General features: G+C 64.7%; 22 protein-coding genes. 14 read left to right on the forward strand and 8 right to left on the reverse strand.

Going from position 1 to position 24,764, the window contains the following annotated elements; translation table 11 throughout:
- Positions 1 to 1,371: an alpha-amylase family glycosyl hydrolase gene (locus B5D13_RS01020; RefSeq protein ID WP_078686435.1), complete on the forward strand. Its 1,371-nt coding sequence runs from the start codon at positions 1 to 3 to the stop codon at positions 1,369 to 1,371.
- A gap of 126 nt (positions 1,372 to 1,497) precedes the next feature.
- Here B5D13_RS01020 and B5D13_RS01025 read toward each other — a convergent pair whose 3' ends face one another.
- From B5D13_RS01025 to B5D13_RS01035, 3 genes are all read right to left on the reverse strand, one after another.
- Positions 1,498 to 2,250, reverse strand: a complete 753-nt coding sequence (locus B5D13_RS01025) for an amino acid ABC transporter ATP-binding protein (RefSeq protein WP_078686436.1) — start codon at positions 2,248 to 2,250, stop codon at positions 1,498 to 1,500.
- Positions 2,250 to 3,107: an amino acid ABC transporter permease gene (locus tag B5D13_RS01030; protein ID WP_200802588.1), complete on the reverse strand. Its 858-nt coding sequence runs from the start codon at positions 3,105 to 3,107 to the stop codon at positions 2,250 to 2,252. The genes B5D13_RS01025 and B5D13_RS01030 overlap by 1 nt, the downstream gene beginning before the upstream one ends.
- A gap of 96 nt (positions 3,108 to 3,203) precedes the next feature.
- Positions 3,204 to 4,091, reverse strand: coding sequence for an ABC transporter substrate-binding protein (locus B5D13_RS01035; protein ID WP_078686438.1), 888 nt, complete (start codon positions 4,089 to 4,091; stop codon positions 3,204 to 3,206).
- Between the two features lie 247 nt (positions 4,092 to 4,338).
- Between B5D13_RS01035 and B5D13_RS01040 the strand changes: the two genes are divergently transcribed.
- A complete protein-coding gene (locus B5D13_RS01040) occupies positions 4,339 to 5,118 on the forward strand; it encodes a 5'-methylthioadenosine/S-adenosylhomocysteine nucleosidase (RefSeq protein ID WP_078686439.1) in 780 nt (259 codons plus the stop codon).
- On the opposite strand, the gene B5D13_RS01045 is transcribed toward B5D13_RS01040, so the two are convergent.
- The 5 genes from B5D13_RS01045 to B5D13_RS01065 form a co-directional block, all read right to left on the reverse strand.
- Positions 5,084 to 5,572 (reverse strand): cupin domain-containing protein, encoded by a 489-nt coding sequence (locus B5D13_RS01045; protein WP_078686440.1) that lies wholly within the window; start codon positions 5,570 to 5,572, stop codon positions 5,084 to 5,086. The two genes, B5D13_RS01040 and B5D13_RS01045, sit on opposite strands and share 35 nt — an antisense overlap.
- Positions 5,553 to 6,896, reverse strand: a complete 1,344-nt coding sequence (locus tag B5D13_RS01050) for an amidohydrolase family protein (protein ID WP_078686441.1) — start codon at positions 6,894 to 6,896, stop codon at positions 5,553 to 5,555. The genes B5D13_RS01045 and B5D13_RS01050 overlap by 20 nt, the downstream gene beginning before the upstream one ends.
- 54 nt (positions 6,897 to 6,950) lie before the next feature.
- Complete coding sequence (locus B5D13_RS01055) at positions 6,951 to 8,408, reverse strand: adenosylhomocysteinase (protein ID WP_078686442.1); 1,458 nt, start codon at positions 8,406 to 8,408, stop codon at positions 6,951 to 6,953.
- Positions 8,409 to 8,616: 208 nt separating this feature from the next.
- Positions 8,617 to 10,059 carry a pyruvate kinase gene (gene pyk / locus B5D13_RS01060; RefSeq protein WP_078686443.1) on the reverse strand — a complete coding sequence of 481 codons (1,443 nt, stop codon included), beginning with the start codon at positions 10,057 to 10,059 and terminating at the stop codon, positions 8,617 to 8,619.
- A gap of 87 nt (positions 10,060 to 10,146) precedes the next feature.
- Positions 10,147 to 11,148 (reverse strand): 2-hydroxyacid dehydrogenase, encoded by a 1,002-nt coding sequence (locus tag B5D13_RS01065; protein WP_078686444.1) that lies wholly within the window; start codon positions 11,146 to 11,148, stop codon positions 10,147 to 10,149.
- A 455-nt stretch (positions 11,149 to 11,603) separates the two neighbouring features.
- Here B5D13_RS01065 and B5D13_RS01070 point away from each other — a divergent pair, with 455 nt between their 5' ends.
- The 12 genes from B5D13_RS01070 (at position 11,604) to B5D13_RS01125 (ending at position 24,583) form a co-directional block, all read left to right on the forward strand.
- Positions 11,604 to 14,279 (forward strand): cation-translocating P-type ATPase, encoded by a 2,676-nt coding sequence (locus tag B5D13_RS01070; RefSeq protein ID WP_078686445.1) that lies wholly within the window; start codon positions 11,604 to 11,606, stop codon positions 14,277 to 14,279.
- A gap of 5 nt (positions 14,280 to 14,284) precedes the next feature.
- Complete coding sequence (locus B5D13_RS01075) at positions 14,285 to 15,493, forward strand: ribosome small subunit-dependent GTPase A (protein ID WP_078686446.1); 1,209 nt, start codon at positions 14,285 to 14,287, stop codon at positions 15,491 to 15,493.
- A 225-nt stretch (positions 15,494 to 15,718) separates the two neighbouring features.
- A complete protein-coding gene (locus tag B5D13_RS01080) occupies positions 15,719 to 16,438 on the forward strand; it encodes a Flp pilus assembly protein CpaB (RefSeq protein WP_078686447.1) in 720 nt (239 codons plus the stop codon).
- Between the two features lie 72 nt (positions 16,439 to 16,510).
- Positions 16,511 to 17,851: a nucleotide-binding protein gene (locus B5D13_RS01085; protein WP_078686448.1), complete on the forward strand. Its 1,341-nt coding sequence runs from the start codon at positions 16,511 to 16,513 to the stop codon at positions 17,849 to 17,851.
- A complete protein-coding gene (locus B5D13_RS01090; protein ID WP_078686449.1) occupies positions 17,851 to 19,182 on the forward strand; it encodes a CpaF family protein in 1,332 nt (443 codons plus the stop codon). The genes B5D13_RS01085 and B5D13_RS01090 overlap by 1 nt, the downstream gene beginning before the upstream one ends.
- Entirely contained in the window at positions 19,149 to 20,072 is a 924-nt protein-coding gene (locus B5D13_RS01095) for a type II secretion system F family protein (protein WP_078686450.1), read from the forward strand. Before B5D13_RS01090 ends, B5D13_RS01095 begins: the two co-directional genes overlap by 34 nt.
- Positions 20,072 to 20,731 carry a type II secretion system F family protein gene (locus B5D13_RS01100; protein ID WP_078686451.1) on the forward strand — a complete coding sequence of 220 codons (660 nt, stop codon included), beginning with the start codon at positions 20,072 to 20,074 and terminating at the stop codon, positions 20,729 to 20,731. The genes B5D13_RS01095 and B5D13_RS01100 overlap by 1 nt, the downstream gene beginning before the upstream one ends.
- A 38-nt stretch (positions 20,732 to 20,769) precedes the next feature.
- Positions 20,770 to 20,958 carry a Flp family type IVb pilin gene (locus B5D13_RS01105; RefSeq protein WP_078686452.1) on the forward strand — a complete coding sequence of 63 codons (189 nt, stop codon included), beginning with the start codon at positions 20,770 to 20,772 and terminating at the stop codon, positions 20,956 to 20,958.
- Between the two features lie 29 nt (positions 20,959 to 20,987).
- Positions 20,988 to 21,419 (forward strand): hypothetical protein, encoded by a 432-nt coding sequence (locus B5D13_RS01110; RefSeq protein ID WP_078686453.1) that lies wholly within the window; start codon positions 20,988 to 20,990, stop codon positions 21,417 to 21,419.
- 119 nt (positions 21,420 to 21,538) lie between these two features.
- Positions 21,539 to 22,084 (forward strand): TadE/TadG family type IV pilus assembly protein, encoded by a 546-nt coding sequence (locus B5D13_RS01115; protein WP_234970616.1) that lies wholly within the window; start codon positions 21,539 to 21,541, stop codon positions 22,082 to 22,084.
- The gene (locus tag B5D13_RS01120; RefSeq protein ID WP_090991409.1) at positions 22,056 to 24,125 is read left to right on the forward strand and encodes a hypothetical protein; all 2,070 of its coding nucleotides are present in this window, start codon (positions 22,056 to 22,058) and stop codon (positions 24,123 to 24,125) included. The genes B5D13_RS01115 and B5D13_RS01120 overlap by 29 nt, the downstream gene beginning before the upstream one ends.
- Positions 24,122 to 24,583: a hypothetical protein gene (locus tag B5D13_RS01125; RefSeq protein WP_234970617.1), complete on the forward strand. Its 462-nt coding sequence runs from the start codon at positions 24,122 to 24,124 to the stop codon at positions 24,581 to 24,583. The genes B5D13_RS01120 and B5D13_RS01125 overlap by 4 nt, the downstream gene beginning before the upstream one ends.
- Positions 24,584 to 24,764: the final 181 nt, after the last annotated feature.

Genomic DNA, 24,764 nt, shown 5'->3' on the forward strand with positions numbered 1-24,764 from the left:
ATGAGCTGGTACGAGGAAGCGGTCGTCTACCAAATCTACCCCCTGGGCCTGACGGGGGCTCCGTATGAGAACGATGGGTCGTCCGAGCCCGTTTCTCGGCTCGGCCAGCTCGTAGATAACGGTTGGATCGAGCACATGGCCAAGCTTGGGGCGACGTGCCTGCTGCTGAACCCCGTGTTCGAGAGCCTCTCGCACGGCTACGACACAAGCGACTATAAGGTGGTCGACCGGCGCCTTGGCACCAACCAGGACTTGCGTGACGTGGTCGACGCCTGTCACGAGGCGGGCATCAAGGTGCTGCTTGACGGCGTGTTCAACCATGTCGGCCGAGGCTTCTGGGCCTTCAGGGACGTTCTTGAGCATCGTGAGGGGAGCCCCTACGCCGGTTGGTTCAACATCGACTGGGGCGGAAACAACCAGTGGAACGACGGCCTCTCCTACGACTGCTGGGAGGGCGTGCCGTACCTTGTGAAGCTCAACCACAACAACCACGAGCTCAACGCCTACCTCGCCGACGTCATCCGCGGGTGGGAGAGCGAGTTCGACGTCGATGGCGTCAGGCTGGACGTGGCGTACTGCCTAGATGCGGGCTTCCTGGGATACTTGCGTGACATCGCCAACGAGCTGACCGAAATGCGCAGCGAGCGCCTTGGCGAGCGCGACGGCAAGTTCGTGCTCGTGGGCGAGACCATGTTCGGCGACTACAACCAGTGGATGGGAGACCGCGCCTGCGACTCGGTGACCAACTACGAGGCGTACAAGGGGCTGTGGTCGTCGGCCAACTCCGCGAACATGCACGAGATCGCCTATGCGCTCGCGCGACAGAGCGGCAGCGACCCCTGGGACCTCTACACGGGAAAGCACCTCCTGAACTTCCTCGACAACCACGACGTGCCGCGCATCGCGACGAAGCTCGACGATGTCCGACACCTGCGCCCTCTCTATGGCCTGCTGTTCGGCATGGTTGGCGTGCCCAACGTCTACTACGGTAGCGAGTGGGGGATCGAGGGCGAGCAGAGCTTTGGCGACCACGAGATACGTCCCGCGCTCGACGCTCCCGAATGGAACGAGCTGACCGATTGGATCGCGGCGCTCTCGGCGAGGCGTGCGAGCGGGGCTGCAGGCTCAGAGGCTCTCTGCTGGGGCGACTATGCTCAGATCGAGGTGCAGCCGCGTCAGCTCCTGTTCCAGCGCAAGAGCCAGCACGAGCGCCTTCTGGTGGCCATCAACATGGCCAATGAACCCTACGTATTCCACTTCGACGCCGGCTGCGGCAGAGCGGTCGACGTCATTGACGGCTCCGAGCACGACTTCGGCGGCGGCTCCGAGGTCGAGCCCTTCTCCTGCCACTATTGGCTCTGCGAGCGCTAGCGCAGAACGAAGGGCATAGGGGAGAAGGACACGGCACCAAAGAAGGCGCCCGGCACGAGCCTGATGGTCGTGTCGGGCGCTTGCGTTATCGGGTGAGGCTACGGGCGAGTTGCTGGGCCCTGACGGCTACGAGTGGTAGCTGCGGAAGAAGGCCTGCGTCTCGGGGTCGGAACTGTTGTCCATGACGTCCTCGGGCGTGCCGTTCTCGGCAATCGTGCCGTGGCGCAGCAGCACGATGCGGTCGGCCGCCTTGTGGGCGAAACTCATCTCGTGGGTCGCCATGAGAATTGTGGCACCCTGGTCCTTCAGCTCGGCGACCATGTCGAGGACCTCGCCGACGAGCAGCGGGTCGAGGGCGGAGGTGATCTCGTCTAGCAGGAGCAGCTCCGGCTCGGTCATGAGGGCGCGGCAGATGGCGACGCGCTGCTGCTGGCCGCCAGACAGGCGGTCCGGGTACTCGTTGGCCTTGTGGTCCATGCCGATGCGTTTGAGCAGGCTCATGGCCTTCTTCTCCGCCTGGGCGCGGTCCCACTTGAATACCTTGCGTGCCGCGAGGGTGACGTTGTTCAGGACGGTCATGTGGGGGAACAGGTTGAACTGCTGGAACACGACGCCGATGCGTGCGCGGGCCCTGTCCATGTTGATGCGAGGGTCGGTGATGTCGGTGTCGCTCAGCCAGATCTGGCCGTCGTCGACCTGCTCCAGGAGGTTGACGCACTTCATGAGCGTGGACTTGCCGGAGCCCGAGGGACCAAGCAGCGCGACGACCTCGTGCTGCTTGATGTCGAAGGACACATGGTCCAAAACGGTGTTGCTGCCGAAGCGCTTGCAGACGCCATCCAGGCGCAGGACGGTTTCGGCGGATGCGGACTCGGACATTAGACAAGACCTCCCGTACGCTCTCGAGAGCGAAGCTTTGCGGTGTACCAGTCGTTAAGAAGGATGAAGGGGACGCTGAGCAGGATAAACAGGATGCTCGCCACGACGTAGGGCGTGAAGTTGTAGGTCTTGGCGACGGCAATCTGGGCTGCGCGAACCGCGTCCACGGCACCCAGGGTCGAAATCAGGCCAACGTCCTTCTGCATCGAGATGAAGTCGTTCATCAGGGCAGGTGCGATCTTGCGGAGCGCCTGCGGGATGATGACCAGGCGCATGGTCTGGCCCGAGGTCAGGCCGAGCGACCTTGCGGAGGCGCGCTGCGAGGGGTGCACGTCCTGGAATCCCGCGCGCAGAACCTCGGCGATGTAGGCGGAGTAGGACATCACGACGGCCACCGTGCCCAGGATTGCTGGGTCGACGCGGCCAAAGAGGCCGAGGCCGGGTATGCCGAATCCGATGAGGTAGAGCACGACCAGCATGGGGATGCCGCGCATGACCGTGGTGTAGAACCTCGCGACGACGCGCAGCGGGAACATGACCGCCGAGGTGGTGATGCGGATGAGCGCGAGCGCGCCGCCCAGAACAGCGACGCCAATCACTGCGACCACGAGCACGCGGAGGTTGAGCATGAGGCCGTCGAGGACCTGAGGCCAGGCTTGGGCAAAGTACTCAGCCGAGAAGAACGACTCCTGGACCCTGGGCCAGCCAGGGGAGTTGGAGAGTCCGAAGGCGACGAGCCCTACGAAGATGAGCGACGAGGCGATGCTCGTCAGGACAGAGCGTATGCTCTGCTTCTTGCGGTATGCCTGCCGCTCTAGCTCGATGTCACTCGTGGTGACGGTGGTGCAGTCATTCATGTGGGAAGACTCTTTCTCGTGAGCGTGTAAAACCGTGCGCATACACAATAAAAGGCCGGAGCGTATGCCCCGGCCCCCTAAGTGAATTGGAAACACTTATTTTTCAAGCATCGGGACGTTCGAGGTGTAGTCCGCCAGCCACTCGTCCTGGAGCTTCTTGACGGTGCCGTCGTCGATCAGCGCGTTCATCGCGTCGGTGACGAATGGGGTGAGGGGAGAGTCCTTTTTCAGGGTGACGCCGGTGCCCTCAGGATCCTCGGTGCCAGGGATCTGACCAACGACGATGGCGTTATCTACCTGGCCGGACTCGACCATGTAGACGGCCTCGGGCGTGTCGGTGACGAGCGCGTCGCACTGGCCGGACGTTACGGCCTGAGCCGCGATGGAGTTGTCGTCGAAGATGCTGATGCCCTCGTCGCTCCCGTCCTTGATCGCGTCCTTGACGTAGTCGCCGGCGGTCGAGCCCACCATGACGGCGATGTTTGCAGAGGCGAGGTCCTTGCACGACTTCGCGCCTGCATACTTTCCGTCCTTGAGCACGACGACGGACTGGGTCGCGCGGAAGTACGCGGGCGAGAAGTCGACGGCCTTCTTGCGATCGTCGCTGATGGAGACCTGCTGGATGTTAAGGTCCCAGTTGTGGTCGCCGGGGGCACAGGCCTCGTCGAAGGACGTGCGGGTCCACACGACCTCGTCCTTGGAGAAGCCCATCTTGTCGGCCAGCGCATATGCGAGCGCGGCCTCGAATCCCTTGCCGGAGTAGGGGTCGTCGCCGATGACCCAGGGCTCCCATGCGGGGTCGCCCGTCGCGATGGTGAGCTTGCCCTGCTCGAAGGTCAGCTGCTTGGGGTCTTTCGAGTCTGCTGCAGCGCTGCTGTCGCTCGACGAACCACCGCAGGCCGCAAGGCCGAGCGTGGCGAGTGTAGAGGCGCAGACGGCGATGGCCTGGCGCCTGTTGAGGTTGGGGTTGGTCGAGAAGTGCATGGTTTCTCCCTTTCGCGCTCGCCTTGGCGGACGGGTGCTTGCTGTGGTGGGTGTATGTGTGCGACCTGCTATTTTCGCACTGTCGTGAGCATAGCAGAGGCGCTGCCTCGCGATTGTTAGGTGATAGTTACAACTAGTTATCTCGCGCTTCGATAGCCCAGCTCAGACATGTTGCGAGGCGAGCTCTCCCGCGCCTCGCCCGGGTCTTGTCTATACTGGCAGGAGCAAAATTACGGAGGGGAGACACATGATGCATACCGTTGCGGTTCTGAGTGCCCTGCAAAAGGAGTCGCTGGCCTTCTTCGAGCTTCCGGGCGAGAAGAGCTTGCGCCATTGCGGCGTGGAGTATGCGGAGCGCGAGGTTTCGGGCGTCAGGGTGGTCGCCGCGAACGGGGGCATGGGGACCATAAATAGCGCGGCGTCAGCCCAGTTCCTCATTGACCGCTTCGGTCCGGATGCCCTCCTGTTCTGCGGAATCGCCGGAAGCCTCAATCCCCGCATCGGCCAAGGCGACGTGGTCGTGGGCGCGCGCCTGGAGTGCCTCGACTCCGACATGCAGATCATCGCGGAGTCCGAGCCCAACCTGACAAGCTTTCCCTCAGACGAGGGACTCGTGAGCCTGGCCCAGGCCGAGCTCGAGTCGCGTGGCTTCGAGCGCGTGCCGTCGGTCGAGCAGATGGGTGGGGAGGTGCTTGATGCGGCGTATGGCACGCTCGAGCAGCACGAGCCGCGCTTCGTGACGGGCGCCATAGCGACGAGCGACCTGTTCTCGACCGAGCCTGACGTGCTTCGCAAGGTCCGTAGCCGCTACGCGGCGGACTGCGAGGAGATGGAGGGCGTCGCCGCGGCGCAGGTCGCCGCCCGAGCGGGCATCCCCTTCCTGGCCGTGCGCTCCATCAGCAATGTGTGCGGAGAGGCCTATGAGGAGCTCGACGGACGTGACGATGACCTTGCCACGACGGCACGCCTCGCGGCCCAGGTGGCTCTGGGCGTTATTCGCAGGATGCCTGCCCAGAGGCAAGGGTAAAGCCCGCGTACATGAAGCCGGGGCTCACCATGCACGAGACCAGCGCGTCCTCGTCTGCGGGCACGGTGCGCTGCCAGACGCCGGCAGGCACCACGAACTGAGTCCGTGCGCCCTTCTCGTCCAGGGAAAGGACAATCCGCTCAACCTGGCTCTCGTCGGGCTCGCTTCCCGAGCCGGCGATCTCGAGTGTGACGGCGCCGGGTCCGTGCCAGAGCCAGGCCTCGTCGGCGTCCACGACGTGCCAGGCGCTCGCGTCACCTGCGGGCAGGAGGAAGTAGATGAGAGACGCCAGGGGACGCCCCTCGGTGGAGTCCTCTCCCATGTTGGTGGCATCGCCCGTCGCGGCGGCGCTTGACTGCCAGGTTCGGCGGTACCATCCTCCCTCCGGGTGCTTCGCGAGTCCCAGCGAGTCGACCAGGTGCTGGGCGTACGGGCTAATTCCAGATGCGGTCATACACGACACTTCCCTCGATGATTGTTGCCTTGCAGCTGCCGGACCCATGGCGCACGAACTCCTCGAGCGTGTCCTCGAGCGCCTGCGGAGAAGAGACGTTCACCGGGATGTCGAAGAACGCCAGGTCCGCGGAGGCGCCCACGTTGATCTGGCCGATGCGCTTGGGGCCGCAGTTGAGTCCCATCGATTCGGCGCCGCCCAGGGTCATCATGCGGATGAGCCTGTGCGAGAGGTCCGCTCCCTCGTAGCCCTGCGCGATGGCGAGGTCATACAGGACGGAGACGTCGTCCAGCACGTCGAGGCTCGGACACGACGAGAGGGAGTCGGTGCCGACGGAGAGGGGGTTGCCCTCCTCGAGGTAGCGTGCGATGGGCGCGTTCTTCTGGGTGCAGGTGATTCTGTTCGAGCGCGGGCACAGGGCGACGGAGACGCCGCGCTGGCGCAGGATCCTGCGGTCCTCGCGTGACGCGTGGACGCCATGGGCTATGTGCACGTCGGGCCCGAGTACCGCAAGCTGGTCCAGGAACTGGATGGCGCTTGCGCCGGCGCCCGCGCGCTTGAGGTCGTTGAAGCCGCTCCACTCCGTGCGGTTCCACGCCCAGGATGTCTGGTTGGTCAGCTTGGAGGGGAGCTTTCCCGCCTCGGCAGGAGTCTCGCCAAGGTGGACGTGGAGCCTCATGCCCAGTCGACGTGCGATGTCGGGCAGGTCGAGCAGCGGACCAGATCCGAGCGAGTAGGGGGCATGGGGGCTGATGCCGATCTCGGTGACCCCCATGGACCTGATGACCTCGATCTGGGCCAGCAGGTCCTGGACGCCCTTGCGCTGCCAGTCCTCGTTGTTCCAGTCCATTACCTCCCAATACGTGATGCCATGCATGCCCTGGGAGGTCAGGGCGTCGGCTGCCTCGAGGTCAGAGGCGATGTCTGCTGCCGCCGTGGTGCCGGCCTCGACCATCATGCGCGCGCCCTCGTGTGCCCACTCGCGCCAGGGCTTGCGCTCGGGGCTGTCGTATATCTTGTTGAAGGCCAGCTCCCAGTCGCGGAAGCTCGGGTAGGTCGACTGGCCGACCGAGGCCATGCCGGTGTACTGGAGGTGCGTGTGCGCGTTGACGAGGCCTGGAGTGACAAGGCCGTGCCAGTTCCTGGTCTCGACGTCACCCGCGTCCTTACGGTCGTCGCGCAGCTTCTGCTCGACCCAGTCGCGCGTTCCCACGTGGAGAACGCGACCGTCACGCACCGCCACGGCTCCGTCGCAGATGACGGGCCCGGTTACGGGAATGACGAGGGGCGCAGTGTACAGGGTTACCGTTGCTTTGTCGTTCATTGCTTGCTCCAAGGTGCCGCGAGGGCGGTGTTGCGTATTGGGATGTGGGAGGCGCTACTCCTGCGTGATGGCGTCCGAGTAGTGCGTTACGCGCCAGTCGGGGACGAGGGGCTTCTCCTGCTGCTCGACGTCGATCGAGATGCCGCGCGCGGCAAGCGCCAGGCTCGCGATGCGCCTGTCGGTATCGGGTCCCAGGCGGTGCACGCCGACCGGCAGCTTATCGCCGCTGACGATGCGGTCGACCGCGCACAGCTGGACCGCGAAGCTGAGGTCCATGATCTGGATGGGGTTGCCGGGTCCGGCTGCGTAGTTCACACCGTCGCCGGCCGCGAGCAGTCGAAGGCGGCGCCCGTTGGGAAGGGCGAGCGAGAAGATCCTCTTGTCCTTCTCCGGACGTAGGGACCCGCCCGTCTGGATGACCTCGTCGAGGGCGATCTCGTTCTGGATGCCGCCTATGACGACGACGGCCGCGCCCTCTCGAAGGGTCTGAAGCGCGTCGAGGGCGAGCGTGTGGCGCACTCCTGTCGCGGACACGACCACGTCTGCGTCGTGCAGGACGTCAGACTGGGTGGCCACCTCGAAGCCCGCGAAGCGCGCCTCGAGCGCCTTGACGGGGTCCGTCTCGACAATGGCGACGCGCGCACCCAGCGCGCGGACGCGCCGCGCGAAGCCCTCGCCCACGGGGCCGTAGCCGATGACGCACACGCTCACGTCTGGTGAGCTGAGGGCGTCGGGGCCCAGGAGCTCCATCGTCGTGCTGACGCAGGTCTCTCCCGTGCCGTGGCGGTTGTCGAAGCAGGTCTTGAGTGCAGAGTCGTTCACCGCTATGACGGGGAAGGGGAGCTCGCCCTCATCGGCCATGGCCTGAAATGCGCGCACCCCGGAGGTCGTCTCCTCGGCGATGCCCCTGACGTTGGCGACGAGCTCGGGCCGCTCCATCACCAGGAGTCGCGCGAAGTTCGCACCATCGTCGATTATCAGGTCGGGCTTGAGCCTGTCCATGAGGCGAAGCGCCCCCTCGTGCTCCTGCGCAGGGGTCCACGTGCTGTTGGCCTCGATGATGTGGCCGCGTGCGGCGAGCTCGTCGGCTACGCGCTGGTCGCACTCGTGAGCGTGGCAGTAGACTCCGACGTTTGCGCCGGCAGCCGCCAGACGCTCCACCAGGACGGCAGTCTTTGGCTCGACGATGAGGCTGAGGGCGATGCTCATGCCCCTGAGCTTGCCTGACTTGGCAATCTGGTTGGCGAGTGCGGCCGAGACAGACATGCCCTTCTCAGCACGTGCGAGCATTTGGGCGCCCGTGAGGTTCTCGTGCGCGGGAAGCTCGGGGTACAAGAAGTCAGCGGCCTCTCTCTTGTCAGTGGGCACCAGGCCCCATTCGGCCATGCGCAGCGGCAGCGTCGGGTCCGCCTTCGCCAGTGAGTCGGGTGAGATGTAGACCCGTGCGCCGGCAAGTGATGCGTTCGTCTCCTGCGCCCATGCGCAGATCCAGGTAGAGAAGGTGTTCGTAATGACCTCGCTTCGAAGTGTCTCGTATGTTTCGCAGGCCCATCATAGGCCATGGGCACAGGGCGGGACCGCGTTGCCCGCATCGTGAAATTTGTTGTTCAAATCGCGTTGGCTACAGGTACGGTGCCGTTTGGGATGATCTTGCAGCCCATGAAAAAAAGCCCCGCTTCGCAAGATGCGAGGCGGGGCCCATGAGAATATGCAGCCAGGTTTACTGGATCTGGGAGACCATCGTCATGTTCGTAGAGGTGATGTAGTCACCCTGGGAAGGCGAGGTCTGCGGGTCGCCGGCGGTGATGACGACGAGGTCGCCGGTCTTGACGACCTCCTTCTCCTTGGCGACGGTCAGCGCGTTGTAGCAGGTCGCGGAGAGAGAAGCCTGCTCAGAGGTCTTGAAAGCCTCGACGCCCCAGAAGAAGCAGGTCTTGCGCATGGCGTGGTTGGAAGGCGACATGGCGTAGATCGGCAGGTGGGGACGGAAGTTGGAGATCAGGCGAGCGGTGCGGCCGGAGTGCGTCGGGCAGATGATGCACTTGGCATCGGAGCGGTCGGCGACCTCGACGGCGGCAAGGCCGATGGCGGCGTTGACGTTGCGCAGGCCACCACGGTCGTGGAAGGCGTGACGCTCGGCGAGGTGAGCCTCGGTCTCACGGCAGATGGAAGCCATCATCTTGACGGCTTCGACGGGATAGGAGCCGGCAGCGGTCTCACCGGAGAGCATGACGCAGTCGGTGCCATCGTAGACGGCGTTGGCGACGTCGTTGACCTCTGCACGGGTCGGACGCGGGTTGCGGATCATCGAGTCGAGCATCTGGGTGGCGGTGATGACGGGCTTGTAAGCGTCGCCGCACTTCTTGATGATCTCCTTCTGGATGTGGGGAACCTCTGCGGGCGGGATCTCGACGCCGAGGTCGCCACGGGCAACCATGATGCCGTCGGAGACGGAGAGGATCTCGTCGAAGTTCTTGACGCCCTGGGCGCTCTCGATCTTCGGGAAGATGTAGACGTTGCGCATGCCGTTGTCAGCGCAGATCTGACGGATCTCCTCGACGGCAGCGCCGTTGCGGATGAAGGAAGCGGCGATGGCGTCGATGCCGAGCTCGCAGCCGAACATGATGTCGGCCTTGTCCTGCTCGGTGACGGAAGGCAGGCCAACCTCGACGTTGGGGACGTTGACGCCCTTGCGCTCGCCGAGCTCGCCGCCGTTGTCGACCATGCAGAACATGTCGTTGCCCTCGACGTGGTCAACGGTGAGCTCGATCAGGCCATCGTCGATGAGGATGGTGGAGCCCTTCTCGACCTCCTTGGGGAGCTGCTTGTAGTCGAGCGAGAAGCGCTCGGAGGTGCCGATGACGCCGTCGTCGGTGGTGACGACAACCTGCTTGCCGGTCTCGAGGGTCACCTTCTGGTGGTTCTCGAGCTCGCCGGTGCGGATCTCGGGGCCCTTGGTGTCAAGAAGGATGGCGACGGGCTTGCCGAGCTCCTCGGAGATGCGGCGAACGCGGTCGATGTTGTTGCGGTGATATGCGTGGGAGCCGTGGCTGAAGTTGAAGCGGGCGACGTTCATGCCGGCCTTGATGAGCTCTCGCAGGACCTCATCGCTCTCGGTCGCCGGACCCATGGTGCAGACGATCTTCGTCCTTTTCTCGGTCATTTCTCTTTTTCCTCTCTTCGGGTTGCCTCGCCCCCGCTTGGGGCTTGGCGCGATAGGTATTCCAGCGCGCCGTGGCGCGCAGAATTGTTAGCAGACGACGCTGCGCTCGACGAAGTCGGTGCCGGTTGCGAAGGCCTGGGCGTTGTCCAGGGTGACGCGGGCGATCTGGCCGAGGGCCTCGTGGGTGAAGAAGGCCTGGTGGCTGGTCATGACGACGTTGGGGAAGGAGCAGAGGCGCGCGGTGACGGAGTCGATGACCTCGCCCTCGCGGTTCTGGTAGACGTTCGCGTTCTCCTCCTCGTAGACGTCGAGGCCGGCGGCGCCGATCTTGCCGGAGATGATACCGCGGATGAGGGCCTGGGTGTCAACGAGGCCGCCACGGCCGGTGTTGATGAAGATCATGCCGTCCTTCATCTTGGCGATGGACTCGTCGTTGATCATGTGGTGGCTCTCCTCGTTGAGGAAGGCGTGCAGCGAGATCATGTCGGACTTGGCGTAGATGGTGTCGTAGTCCACGTACTCGTCGACGATGCCCTGGTCAACGAGGGACTGGTTGGGGTAGAGGTCAGCGCCGAGGACCTTCATGCCGAAGCCCTTGCAGATGCGGCAGAGGGCAGCGCCGATGCGGCCGGTGCCGATGATGCCGGCGGTTTTGCCGTGGAGCGTGGAGCCAACCAGGCCAGTGAGGTCGAAGTTGTTGTCGCGAACGCGGTTGTAGCCCTTGCAGATGCGACGGTTGGCGGCCAGGGCGAGTGCCATGGCGTGCTCGGCGATTGCCTCGGGGGAGTAGGCGGGAACGCGGGTGACCTTCATGCCGACCTGCTTGGCGTAGTCGACGTTGACCGCGTCGAAGCCGGCACAGCGCATGAGGACGAGCCCGACGCCGAGACCACGGAGGATCTCGAGGGTCATCGGCGAGATGTCAGCGTTGACGAACGCGCAGACGGCGTCGTAGCCCTGAGCGAGCGCTGCGGTGACCGGGGTGAGGTTGGAATCGATGAACTCAACTTGGACGTCGGGATAGTCGACAAGCTCCTTCTCGAAGGATTGACGATCGTAGCTCTTGGTGCCGTAGAAGAGAACCTTCATTCCATGTCCTTTCGACGAGTTCTCCGCCGCGCTTGCAGCAGTGTTACTAATGGTTCCAAATAAAAATAGTAACGCAGCCAATATGGCAATGAGCTGTGTATTTGCATCTGTGGCGGCCTCGTAGAGCTTGTATATGCGAGGGGGGTCAACTTCCCGATCGCGTTCAGGCTCCCGCCCGCCGACGACTAGCGCTTTTCCGTTTTTCGGGCTTCCTCCTGTCGTGATTTCGCGTCTGGCGACCCTATAGGTTGCACACGCTTCAGGGCACAATCGCGCAACGGGCGAGAAGAACGTGCGCAACTGCTGGAAATGGTGTATGGCCCGGTGGCGTTTGGTAGTATTGAAGCTGTTATTTCCGGTTGTCCGGCATGGCAGCCTTGGTGAGCCCTTGCCCCTCCTGGGGAATTACGATCGGGCATCAATCTGCCGGACGTATTACATTCCAGGAGGGATATATGAGGGAATACCTGTCCAATTCCGCGCAAGTCCTCGCCGACCTTGCGTCGGATGGGACTGCGGGCATCACGAACGTCGAGGCCGCAAGTCGCCTCGAGCGCGACGGCCTCAACAAGCTGAAGGAAGCCAAAAAGACCCCGCTTTGGATCCGCTTCTTCCAGCAGATGGCCGACCCCATGATTGTCATGCTGATCGTCGCCGCGCTCATCTCGGCGCTCACGAGCATCGCACAGGGCGAGGCCGACTTCGCGGACGTCGTCATCATCAGCTTCGTCGTCATCGTCAACGCCGTCCTGGGTGTCGTGCAGGAGTCCAAGGCCGAGGAGGCCCTTGCGGCGCTGCAGGAGATGTCCGCGTCCCAGAGCAAGGTTGTCCGTGACGGCAAGCTGGTCGGCGTGCCCTCGCACGAGCTCGTCAGGGGCGACGTCATACTGCTTGAGGCTGGAGACGCCGTCCCGGCCGACTGCCGCATTCTCGAGAGCGCCTCCATGAAGATAGAGGAGGCCGCCCTCACCGGCGAGTCGGTTCCCACCGACAAGGTCAGCGAGACGCTCGAGCTCGCCGAAGGCGTCGACGACGTTCCCCTGGGTGACCGCAAGAACATGTGCTACATGGGCTCGACCGTGGTCTATGGCCGTGGTCGCGCAGTCGTCGTCGCGACGGGCATGGGCACCGAGATGGGCAAGATTGCCGACGCCCTCTCCCAGTCCGCCGACGAGGAGACGCCGCTCCAGAAGAAGCTCGACGAGCTCTCCAAGGTGCTCTCCATCGTCTGCATTGCCATCTGCGTCGTGGTCTTCCTGGCGACGTGGTTCAAGCACGGCATGGGGTTCTTCGATGACATGACGCTCGTGCTCAAGACCTTCATGGTCGCCGTAGCGCTGGCGGTTGCTGCGATTCCCGAGGGCCTTGCGGCCGTCGTCACCATCGTCCTCTCCATTGGCGTGACGAAGATGGCAAGGCACAACGCCATCATCCGCAAGCTCTCCGCGGTCGAGACGCTGGGTTGCACTCAGATCATCTGCTCGGACAAGACCGGTACCCTGACGCAGAACAAGATGACGGTCGTCCGCCATTTCAGCGAGGACCAGGGTCGCCTGGTGCGCTGCATGGCTCTCTGCTCCGACGCCAAGTGGGATGCGACCAAGGGGGAGGCCGTGGGCGAGCCTACCGAGGCCGCGCTCGTCGCCGACGCCGCACGCCTGGGGTTCACCACCGCCGACCTTGACGCGGCCAACCCCCGTGCCGGCGAGGCACCGTTCGACTCCGGCCGCAAGATGATGTCGGTCGTCAACGTCTCGCCCGACGGCAACTACATCCAGCACACCAAGGGCGGTCCGGACGTTGTACTTGACCGCTGTACCAAGGTCAGGACAGAGCATGGCGACGTCCCCATGACCGACGGGTGGCGCAGGCGCATCCAGGACGCCAACAAGGAGATGGCTGATGGCGCCCTCCGCGTCCTCGCGGCGGCTCGCGTCAACTATGGCAAGACGGCCCCCTCGGACTACTCCGCCGAGGCTCTCGAGAAGGACATGACCTTCCTCGGTCTCTGCGGCATGATCGATCCGGTTCGTCCCGAGGTTGCGGACGCCGTCGCCGAGGCGCACAGCGCGGGCATCGATGTCGTCATGATTACGGGCGATCATATCGACACGGCCGTTGCGATCGGCAAGGAGCTGGGCGTCGTTCAGGGCGCCGAAGAGGCCATCACCGGGGCCGAGCTCGACAAGATCTCCGACGAGGACTTTGCCAGTGCGGTCGAGAGATACCACGTCTACGCGCGCGTCCAGCCCGAGCACAAGACGCGTATCGTCGACACCTGGAAGCGCAAGAACAAGATCGTCGCCATGACCGGCGACGGCGTGAACGATGCGCCGTCCATCAAGCGCGCCGACATCGGCGTGGGCATGGGCATCACGGGCACCGACGTCACCAAGGGCGTCGCCGACATGGTCCTGGCCGACGACAACTTCGCGACGATCATCAACGCCTGCGAGGAGGGCCGTCGCATCTACGACAACATCAGGAAGGCCATCGCGTTCCTGCTGTCCTCGAATCTCGCCGAGGTCATCTCCGTCTTCGTCGCGTCTCTCATCGGCTTCACCATTCTCGAGCCCACGCACCTGCTGTGGCTCAACCTCATCACCGACTGCTTCCCCGCGCTGGCCATGGCCATGGAGGAGGCGGAGCCCGGTATCATGCGCCGCAGGCCCCGAGAGGCCACGGACGGCATCTTCGCCGGTGGCATGGGGGTCGACTGTCTCGTCCAGGGCGTCTTCATCGGCGTCCTGACGCTCGTCTCGTACTTCGTCGGGCTCAGCTACGAGGGCGTTGCCCTCGCCGACGTCCTCTCCGGGGCGAACAAGGGTCTCGACGGCATGACCATGGCGTTCCTCACGCTCTCTATGGTCGAGATGTTCCACTCGTTCAACATGCGCTCGCGCCGTCAGTCCGTCTTCAAGCTGCCCACCCAGAACGTCTGGCTCTGGCTCTCGCTCGCGGCGTCGCTCATCCTGACCTTCGTTGTCATCGAGACGCCGCTTGCTCAGGCGTTTGACTTTGCCGAGATTGGGCTTCAGGAGTACGCTATCGCCATGGGCCTCGCCTTCCTGATCATCCCGATCGTCGAGGTCTACAAGGCAATCATGCGAACCATCGAGAAGAACAAGTAGGCCATATGGCAAAACGCGCGAACAAGTCAGCACGTCGTCGACTGGACAAGCGCACGGGCGTCGGCGGGGCCTCTCCGGTCCTGCCGGCGCTCTCTTCTTTGGTAGACGTGCCGAGAATGGAAGAGCTCGTGCCGAGCGAGCGGCAGCGCTCCCAGTTCTCGTCCGAGCGCGATCGCATCTCGCGCGAGATGGAGATTGACCCCCAGGAGCTTCACCTGGGGTGCGTCGTGAGACTCGACCGCGGCTTCCCCGCGGTCATGAGCGACCGCGGGCTCGAGCGCTGCGAGTTCTCCGCCGCGCTCACCAAGGGGCGTGGCAACTCGAGTGTCGCGGTGGGCGACTGGGTCGTCGCACGCCTGCCCGAGGGACACGACATGGGCCTGCTGTGCAAGATACTCGAGCGTGAGAGCGACGTCGCGCGCTGGAAGGGCAGGGCGCGTGGCGAGAAGCAGACGCTTGCAGCCAACGTCGACGTCGTCCTGGTCGTGCAGCCGCTCGGCCGTCAGACGCTCGACTGCGAGCGCATCGTGCGCTCTGCGGTCATCGCCCGTGACTGCGGGACTGACGTCGCGGTCGTGCTCACCAAGGTTGACCGCACGGATCCGGAGGTCCTCCGAAGGGACCTTTCGCTTGTGCGCGACGTCGTGGGCGACGAGGTCAAGGTCGTGGTGACCGTCGTCGGCAAGGAGGCGTCGACGTATCCCACGCAGGTTGAGAGGCTCGAGCGAATGGCGAGGGGCTGCGGTGCGCTCTGGGGCGTCGAGGGCGTTCGCTCCCTGGTTCCCGGGGGAGTCAAGGCCATCGTCCTCGGCGAGTCTGGTGCGGGCAAGTCCACGCTGCTCAACGCGCTCCTGGGACACGAGGCCCTCGAAACTGGCGCGGTTCGCGGCTCAGATGACGCCGGCCGACACACCACGGTCGCCCGGCGCATGGTCAGCCTTCCTGGCGCGGGCGTCATAGTGGACGAGCCTGGCCTAAGGAGCCTGCCCATAGTTGGGCACGAGCGCGGCCTTGCCAAGGTGTTCCCCGAGATTGCTGCCGCGGCGGCGAGCTGTCGGTTCCGCGACTGTACGCATACGCACGAGCCGGGGTGCGAGGTCCTCGCCCGGCTTGCCGCGAAGGACTTCGACTCCGTGCGCGTGAAGGCCTACGTGGACCTTGCGTCAGAGATGCGTGAGAGCGCGGGCTCGCTCGACCCGGACGTGGTTTTGTAGCGCAGGCCAAGACATTAACTATTGCTTGGGCGTGACCGGGCGGTGCAGTTTGGCACCAGCTTGGTCACGCTCCTTCTTATCCTCGACGCTTATGCCGGCAGCTTTCACTGTCAAGTGGGTCAGTGGGAAGCCAGCTCAGTTTTCTTTGAGCGCGCCATCCCTCTCTCGCGAATCGAGAATTATCACACGCCTCGAACGAGGCTCGTCTCGATTGCGGGAGGTCCCATGTCACTCAGGTTCCGCATAGCCTTCTCGGCAGCGTGCGCCGTACTTGTCGCCCTGGTCTTTCTTGCCTATGGCAACCACGTGAGGGCAGAGGCGGAGCAGGTGCGCAGCGATGCAATAGCGCGCTATGGGGGCGAGGTTGTGAGCCTGGTGGTGGCCACGCGTTCCCTCGAGCCCGGCGACGTCGTCTCTCCGTCTGATGTCCAAACGCGCGACTGGATTGCCGACCTCGTGCCAGAGGGTTCCATAACGAGCGTCGACGACGCCGTGGGACGCGAGGTGACCGTGCCCGTTTCGGGCAATGCCCCCATAACCGAACTTGCCTTCCGAGACTCGTCAGAGGTTGCCGAGGTGCCGTCGGGAAAGGTTGCCGTGAGCCTGGCGGTCAGCGACAAGCTTGGCCTGCCTCGCGGCGTCCGACAGGGCGCGGTCGTCTCCGCCTACCAGGTCGGCCAGGAGGGCGCCCGACTCATTGCCTCGGAGGCAACGGTGTTGTCCACGCCGTCCGCCGCGCAGGGCATCGGCTCTGCCGGGCAGGTCTCGCTTGCGGCCGCCCCCGAAGACGTTCCCGCACTGCTGTCTGCTGCAGCCTCGGGTGACCTGCGCCTCGTCTTGCCGGCCGACGACGCCCGGGAGGTCCCGAAGGGCTCCGCCGCGGCTCCCGAGGAGCTGAGGCCGATGGAAGAGGAGAAGGCCAAGGCTGCGGAGCCCGAGCCGTAGCGGCTCTCCACGGCGTTGGGGCCAAGGCGCTTTTCACGTTTCGAAGAATTGTCTATTTGGAGGTGAGGGCTGATGACGGAGATGTGGATCGGCTGCTGCGGAAGGGGCAGGGGGCGTGACCTTGCTCGGGCGCTGCGCTCGGTCGAACCTTCCTCGACACTGGTCGTCGTTCACGATGCGATGGGAATGAGGAACCGCTTCGCCGATGAGGTTCCGGGTGATGTCGGGGCGATAGTGGGCCTGAGCGACGAGGGCGTCTCCGACCTCAACCTGGCGGCCGCGATTGCCCATGACGGCAGGGCGGCGAGGGTTGTCCTGGTCACCTCCTCCGCATCCGGCTCGCTCCGCTCACGTGCCCGCCAGGCAGGCGTCAGCCTTGTGGTCGACCTCGACAGGCTGGACAATCAGAAAGACGAGTCGGGGCGTGCTCCCGCGCGCTTTGCCGCACCTCAGGCACCTAGCTCTCCCTCCGCAAGCCAGGGCGCTCCAGTATCCGAGAGCGATGGGGGTCGCCCTGGGGAGGCGCCCTCGCGAGCGGAGGGGGAGCGGGGAGCTGCCGTCGCGGCGCCAAGCGACATCTCGGCAGGGGACGGGTCTGCCCCCGTCCTCGCGTTCGCATCGGGACGTGGTGGGGTCGGCAAGACGGCGCTCGTTGCCGTCTGCGCCGCATTGGCTGGGTCATGGGGGATGAGGGTGGCCCTGGTGGACCTTGACCTCTCGTGCGGAAATCTCTTTGCGTGCTTTGGAATCCGCCAGCCCGTTGATATCACGCGCATCTCGGGAGACGGCTCGCCGAGCAACGAGCTGTTGGGGAGGAGCTGCGCTCGCTGCCGCGACAACGTCTACCTTTGGGGACCTTGCGAGCGGCCCGAGATGGCGGAGCTCGTGATGCCGCATGTCACGCGGCTGCTGGGATACCTGCGCGAGCGCTTCGACCTCGTTCTGGTCGACACCTCGACGACCTTTACCGATGCCGTGGCCCAGGCGGTGCAGGCGGCCGACCGCCTCGTGCTCGTGCACGATGGCGCGGTCGGCGCGATAGGGCCCGTCTCCCGCGCGAGCGGCCTGGCCGTGAGACTGGGCGTGGCGCGCACGCGCATCGTTCGCGTCGAGAACTTCGCCGACCCAAGGAGCAGGGGCGAGCCAAACCTCGGACGTGCCGAGGTGGGGCTAGAGGGCGCGCGGCTCTTTCGCGTTATGGATGGAGGAGGAGAGGTGAGTGAGTGCCTTTCGTCAGGCCATGCCGTAGAGCTTGCGTCCGAGCCCGGCGAGTTCGTCGACTCCGTCTCACTCCTCCTGGCGACGCTGCTCAACGATTTGGGCGCGCTTCCCGAGTCCGCACGCTTCGCACTCGAGCCTAGCGGCCACAAACCCCGGTTCTCGCTCTTCTCGTTGAGGAAGGCGGCCAACTGATGAGTGTCCTCGAACGCGTCGTCCAACGTGAGGGCTCCCAGGAGGTCTCGTCTACCAGGAGGAAGTCGAGGGAGCTCGGCAAGAAGCTGCGCGAGCAGCTCGTGGACTGCCTCGGCTTAGAGGTGATAGCCGGCATGGTCGACGGTGCCGGCGGCAGGAGGGTTCGAGACGAGCTTTCGGTAACGTGTCGTTCGCTGCTGAACGACGAGGCGTATGACAGCCTCTTGGAATCCGAGCGAGACCAGATCGTCCGCGAGGTCCTCGACGACGTCTGCGGGCTCGGCCCGATCCAGTCCCTTCTGGATGACGACGACGTGAGCGAAGTCATCGTGAACGGGCCCGAACGCATCTTCTACGAGCGCGGTGGCAGGCTCTGCCAGTCGGAGGCCTCGTTCGAGTCCTCCGAGCAGGTCTTGACGATCATCGACAGGATCTTGGCGCCACTCGGTCGAAGGCTCGACCGCGCGAGCCCCATCGTCAACGCGCGTCTTGCGAACGGTGACCGCGTCAACGCAGTTGCTGATCCCATCGCGATAGGCGGTCCAGCCGTGACCATAAGGAAGTTCTCGAACAGGATTACGTCGCTCTCGGAGCTCGTGCGACTCGGCGCCCTGCCGCAATGGTATGCGCAGCTCCTGACGTGGGCGGTCAGGACCCGAAGGGACGTGGCGGTCGCGGGCGGCACCGGATCGGGCAAGACGACGCTGCTCAACGCGCTCTCCTGCGAGATCGGCCTGGACGAGCGCATCGTGACGATAGAGGACTCCGCCGAGCTGCGCTTCAATACCCATCCTGACGTGGTGAGACTCGAGGCCCGAGACGCGTCGATCGAGGGTACGGGCGAGATAACCATCCGCGACCTCGTCAAGAACGCGCTGCGCATGCGACCCGACCGCATCGTGGTCGGAGAGGTCCGCTCGTCCGAGGCCATCGACATGCTGACCGCGATGAACACCGGACATGACGGCTCTCTCACGACGCTTCATGCGGGGACGCCGGACGAGGCCATCATGAGGCTGGTGCTCATGGCCCGCTTTGGCATGGACCTGCCCACCGACATCATCGAGGAGCAGATCGCGACGGCGTTGGACGTCCTGGTGATGTCGAACAGGTTCCCGGACGGTGAGAGGCGCATCACGACGCTCAGCGAGGTCTCGCACGCGCCGGGAGGAGGCGTCGGTCTGACGGAATGTGTCGCGTTCGACAAGGGGACGCGCACCTGGCGGTTCGTGGAGGAGCCGCGCTTCGTAGAGGAGTCGCTGAAGTCTGGAGCCCTGTCGCGAAAGGAGGTCGAGCAGTGGAGACGCTTGGTGCCTGTGCAGTCGGCCTGATAGCGGGTGTCTGGTGCCTGCTCGAGCTGAGGAGGAGGGCTCGCCCGGCCGTCCTCCACCGATCGGAGACCATGCGGCTGCTCCGAAGGCTGCTCGCTTTGGTTGGTAGGACAGTGCTCGTCAGATGGCTGTCGAGGCTCGCCTCTTGGTCACGTGTCGGCCTTTCCGTGTCAGAACGTGCCGGGGAGGAGGTCGCTTCAGCCGAGAAGGGCATTGCACTCGTTGTCGTGCTGTCCCTTGCGGCCGGGCTTCTCCTGTCGCTGCTTGCCCAGTCGCCCTTGGGGCTTGCGCTCGTGCCGCTGGCAGCGTTTGCCCTCGTGCCTGCGTTCGACGCGGGTTGCGAAAGGAGGCGGCGTGCGGAGCTGACCCGCGCCATGCCCCAGGCGTTTCGCACCCTTGCGGTTGCGATGGGTTCTGGGGAGACGCTGTCCCAGGCAATTGCGTACGTGGGCTCTCATCAGGGCGGTGCTGTGGGGAAGGCCTTCTGCCGGGCGTCGCTTCGCCTGAGGTGCGGCCAGTCTGCGGGTGAGGCGCTGGGAGACCTGCCCGACGACCTCGACGCGCCTGGGGTGGGGCTTCTTGCGACGGTCCTGACCATTGCCCAACGTACGGGCAGTCCCCTGAAGGAGATGCTCGGGCGGGCGGCGACTCTGGTGGAACGGCAGGGCGAACTTGAGAGGCTGCTTGCCGTCAAGACGGCTCAGGTGAGGATGTCCGTGCGTATGGTGAGCTCTCTGCCCGTGGTGATGCTGGTCACGCTCTCGCTCATATCGCCTGACTTTCGCCAGGGGCTCGCGACACCCATTGGCATTGCGTGCGTGGTGGTGGCTGCCGTGATGGACGCCACGGCACTCGTGATCATCAGGCGACTTATGAAGGGGGTGCTGTGATGGATGCCGTCTTTGTTGTCGCCGAAGCGTCTCTGTCTCTTGTCACCTTCACCTTATTGTTCGTGACGCTAGGCGGCAGAGGGAGGTTGGGAGGAGTCATCGGGAGGCCGCAGCCCGTCGCAGGTGCGGGCCTTGGGCTCCTCGTCAGCCTGGCGCGTCGGCTCCCCCTGGTGAGCAAGCTCGAAAGGCACGAGCGCCTTTCGGAGCAGAGGGCGGCCTGCCTGAGGCAGATGCCCGCCCTTCTCGACGTGTTGGGACTGGGCCTGAGCTCGGGGCTCTCCTTCGACGCCTCCCTCGAGCTTTACTGCGATCGCTACGACAACGAGCTCTCGCATGCGTTTCGTGCGGCTCTCGTTTCTTGGCGGCTTGGTATGGCATCGAGGCAGGAAGCGTTGTGGTCGCTTGCCGACGAGACGGGGGTGTCTGCGGTCCGCTCGTTCGCTACGACCGTCACGCAGGCGCTCGAGTTCGGCTCGCCTCTTGCCGAGGCGCTGGAGAGGCAGTCGCAGGAGATTCGCGACGAGCGGCGCTCGCAGGTGGAGGAGGCGATCGAGAAGGTCCCCGTCAAGATGCTCGTTCCCTTGGGAACCCTCATCGTGCCCGCGATGCTGCTCTCGATTTTGGGGCCTCTGGTCGGCTCGTCGCTCGCCGTCGGGTGAGGAAGGAAAACTGCTGGCAGCTTTTGAGGAAGGGACTGATGGACATGCAGCTAAGCGAGAAGACAAAGTTCATTGCGCTGTTGAGGGACGAATCTGGCCAGGGGACGACCGAGTACGCGATTCTCGTTGGCGTCCTCGTGGTCATCGCGATCCTCGCCATCGTGAGCTTCAGGGGAAAGGTTCAGGAGCTGTGGGAGGCAATCTCCTCCGGCATCGGGTCCCTGTGAGGGGGCCACGCGGCAGGCGCAGGGGGTGCTTGCTCGTCTCGATCGCTCTTCTGGCCGCCTTCCTCGGTGGATTCCTCTCGTTGGGAACGGTGCTCTCCTCTCCCGGCGGCGCTTCGAAAGGGCCGACGGAAGAGGCCCCGCATGGCTTCGCTCCCTCACAGGGCGAGGGAGGCCGCGTGGATGCGGGAGCCAAGGGGGAAACCAGGCAGAGCGGCCGCAGCCTGCAGGAGGAGGCCGCCGACGTCCTTACCTCCTACAGGGGCCGAGGCGACTGTGCCCTGGCCGAGGCGGGATACCTCGACCTTTTGGGGAACGTGTGGTCCTGCATCGTGCAGGGGGACGGCTGGGTCGACATCTGCGTGGTGCGCTCCGTCGGCGAGGGGTCCGAGGTCAAGGTGACGCATCTGGACCGCAACGAATGGGAGAGGGGCTCTGAAGATGTGGGAGCTGGTGCGCCATGAACAAGGACGATTCTCGAGGGGACAGTCCACAATTGAATACCTGCTGGTCTTCGTTGCCTTCATTGCGCTTGCCGTCGCACTTGCGTCGGTTTGGAGGGCGGGGAGCGAGGGGTCTCTGCTTGGCTACTCGATCCGCGCGTCGTCGCATCTTGTCGGAGAAGGGCTTGCCCCTGCGCTCCAAGACGTCTTGCTGTACTGACGGACCTTGGCGGTGTCGGGGGCAGGCGACGATAGAGGCGGCAGTCCTTCTCCCCTCGGTCATGCTGCTCTTTGCGATTCTGCTCGAGCCTGCGTGCCTCTCGTACACGCGGACCATCATGCGGGCCACGGCGTGCGAGACGGCACGGGTCGCGGCAACGGACTACGACGGTGACCTGGACGATTGCAAGGGCTTTGCCCTCCGGCGCCTGGCGGCGGTGCCCGAGGTCCCACTCTTTCACGTGGGAGGAAAGGCCGACTGGCAGGTCGGCATCGAACGAGGCGAGCACGAGGTCAAGGTGGCGATCAGGGGCCATGCGAGGCCACTTCCCCTGATGGGCGTCGTCGCCTCTGCGCTTGGAGAGTCCGACGGGGAAGGCGTCGTGCTTAGGGTCGAGGTAAGCGAGAAGGTCAGACCGGATTGGCTGGGTGGTTCATATGAGTCATGGCAGCAGATATGGGGGTGAGGGCCCATGCGAGGAGGCGTGCGCTCCAATAGGAATCGGGACGTTCGTTCGAGAGGACGGAGGCTACACGACCGTCGCCGTCGCGGTCGCTCTACTCATGAGCCTCGTGCTGGTCTTCGCGACAGCGACGATAGGGTGGAGCGTCGCCAGGGCCGCGGACGTCCAGACGGTCGCTGATGCTGCAGCCTTGTCGGGGTCGAACGTTGTCGCCGCCTACTCGACCATCGCGCAGGTGCTGGACGCCTGCGTGCTCAGCATGGGCCTGCTGGGCGTCGTCGTGTTTGCGGTCGGGCTCATCATGGCGGCTGTCCCCCTGCTTGCGGGCGCCTCTCCGCCCGTGATCGATGCGGGAAAGAAGATTCTGGCCGCCCGTCGCGACTTCGCCAAGAGCGCGGCCGAGGGACTTCGGCGCCTTGAGGCCGCCCTCCCGGCGATTGTGTCGGCGAACTCCGCCTCGACGGTCGCGGCCAACGCGCGGCTTGGGGTCTCGTACTCCGGCCTCGCGGTGGCGTTTCCCACGGAGAGCCAGTCGGACTTCTCGAGCCTGGCCGATGACCTCGATCCTGCCGAGATGGAACAGGCCGCCGAGGAGCTGAGACAGGCAAGCGAGGAGAAGCGCGAGGCAGCCGAGCGGGCGCGTGCAGCGCGAGATCGCGCCTGGCGCGCGGACAACATCGATGACCCGCTCTGCATGAGGAGCCGCGCCCAGACGCTGGCGGGGCTCACCGCGGGCCTCAACCCCTATTACGCCACGCCGGAGTCCTGGCGCTTCGACTACGCGCGCATCAGGGCGTGCAACTACTACCTGACGCGCATGAGGGAGGAGGCTCCTGTCACCGGTTCGGCGGCGGAGCTCACGCGCTCCTGCGCGAGGGCGAGATTCTATTCGTATGCGTACCAGAAAATCTGTGCGGCGACGTGCATCGAGGCCGACGTCGTATCCATTGACCTTCCCGAGCTTCCCCATAGCAGGGATACGGTTCGTGCGACCGAGCTCTATACCGAGCGAATCTGGCCTTGCACTATCGAGGGGAGCAGGAGGGTCCTCCACTGCTCCTCGTCGTGTCCGGGCGCGACGGGTGCGTCATCTGCCTACGCCTCGCTTTCCGACGTAGACCACGGCGGGGCCGAGCGCTGCGACGTCTGCCAGATGGACGCGCTTGCCATGGGCAACGTTGCGAACGCATCCACGAACATCGACAACGGCTTCGAGCACTACTGGCGCATCGTCGTCGAGGCGTCTCGCGACTACCAGCAGGCGAAGGCCGAGGAGGCACAGGCCGAGGAGCGAATGAGGGAGGCGGCCGAGAAGAGCGGAAGTGCCTTCGAACGGGTCATGGCCTACCTTTCGGCGCCCAGGCCCAAACTGTGCCCCCCGGGCGCGCATGGATGTATAGCATTCGTCATGCGCGCGAACCCGAGTGCCCCACCCTCGTCGCTTGTGGGCTCGTTCCTGGAGTCGGGGGAGATACCTGCTGGCGCGGCCGTCTCGGCCGCGACCCTCGCACCCGACGACGCGACAGACAGCCACAACGTCCTCTCGAGCGTCTTCGACGGAATCTCAAGCGAGACGGGGGAGCTTCTGCCGGGTGCCCTCGACGGCATCTGCGGACTGTGGGGCGATCTCCTCGTTGGCTATGGGTCGGCTTACGGGAACGTCAAGGAATCCATGGGCAACTTCATCGACGGGGCGGAAAACGTGCTCGGCGAGAAGACGGGCCAGTGGCTGCGCGACAAGATTCTGGGAACCATCTCGGCGGCCGGTATCGAGCCCGCTGACATGCGCCTTAGGAAGCCAGTTCTCACAAACAGCCAGTATATCCTCGACAAAAACGGAGGCTCGAAGATTGCCGAGGTCAGGGCATTCATTTCGACACTTCCCGATGATCCGGGAGAGGTGGTCGACGCGTGCCTCTCGAAGCTGGGGGAGGAGCTGGGCGAGGTCGACGTCACGGTTGCGGAGATTCCCGTCCCCGGCCTGGAAGGCACGAGCATTCCCTTGACGATCAACTTGGGGGACCTGATGGGGGCGGTGGCATGAGTCGGGAGAACCGTGGCCAGATGACCGTCGAGTTCGCCGTTCTCATGCCCGTCGTGATTGTCGTGGCGCTCGTCGTGTTCAATCTCACGAAATTCTGCGAGATGTGCGCCGTCTTCGACCGCGTCTCGAAGGATGCCGTCCTGTCGCAGGGGGTGGCGCCGTCGGGGGACCAGGCCACGTCGACTTCCGTCGATGCCGTGCGCTCCGCCATCGAGGCGGCGGTTGACTCCAGACAGTGCGAGATAGAGGTCACGGCCGAGCGCTCCTCGGAAGGCGCGCGAGGGGAGGGTGTCACGTTTCCCGTCTCTCCTCTTTTGACGACCTACCACTGCAAGCTGCGCTTTCGGCCGTGGCCCTCGTCCTTCTCCCTTGCGGGCGTCTTGTTCTCTCCGCCGCCTTTTTTGGTCCACGAGCGAACGATCGTCGTCGACAGGTTCAGACCGGGGGTGGTCGCCTGATGGGTGAGGTGCGCGTCTGTTCCGAGCGAGAAGGACTGGTGTATGGGTCGTTCCAGGTGCTGGAAGGCTGGTGGCCAAGGCTTCGGGGGCTCCTGGGGCCATTCGAGGGTGCACGGCCGGTCCTACTGGCCAGGTGCCGTTCCATTCATACGTTTGGCATGGCGTTTCCCATTGACGTGGC

The organism is Olsenella sp. KH1P3 (genome assembly GCF_900167315.1).
Lineage (GTDB): Bacteria > Actinomycetota > Coriobacteriia > Coriobacteriales > Atopobiaceae > Olsenella_J > Olsenella_J umbonata_A.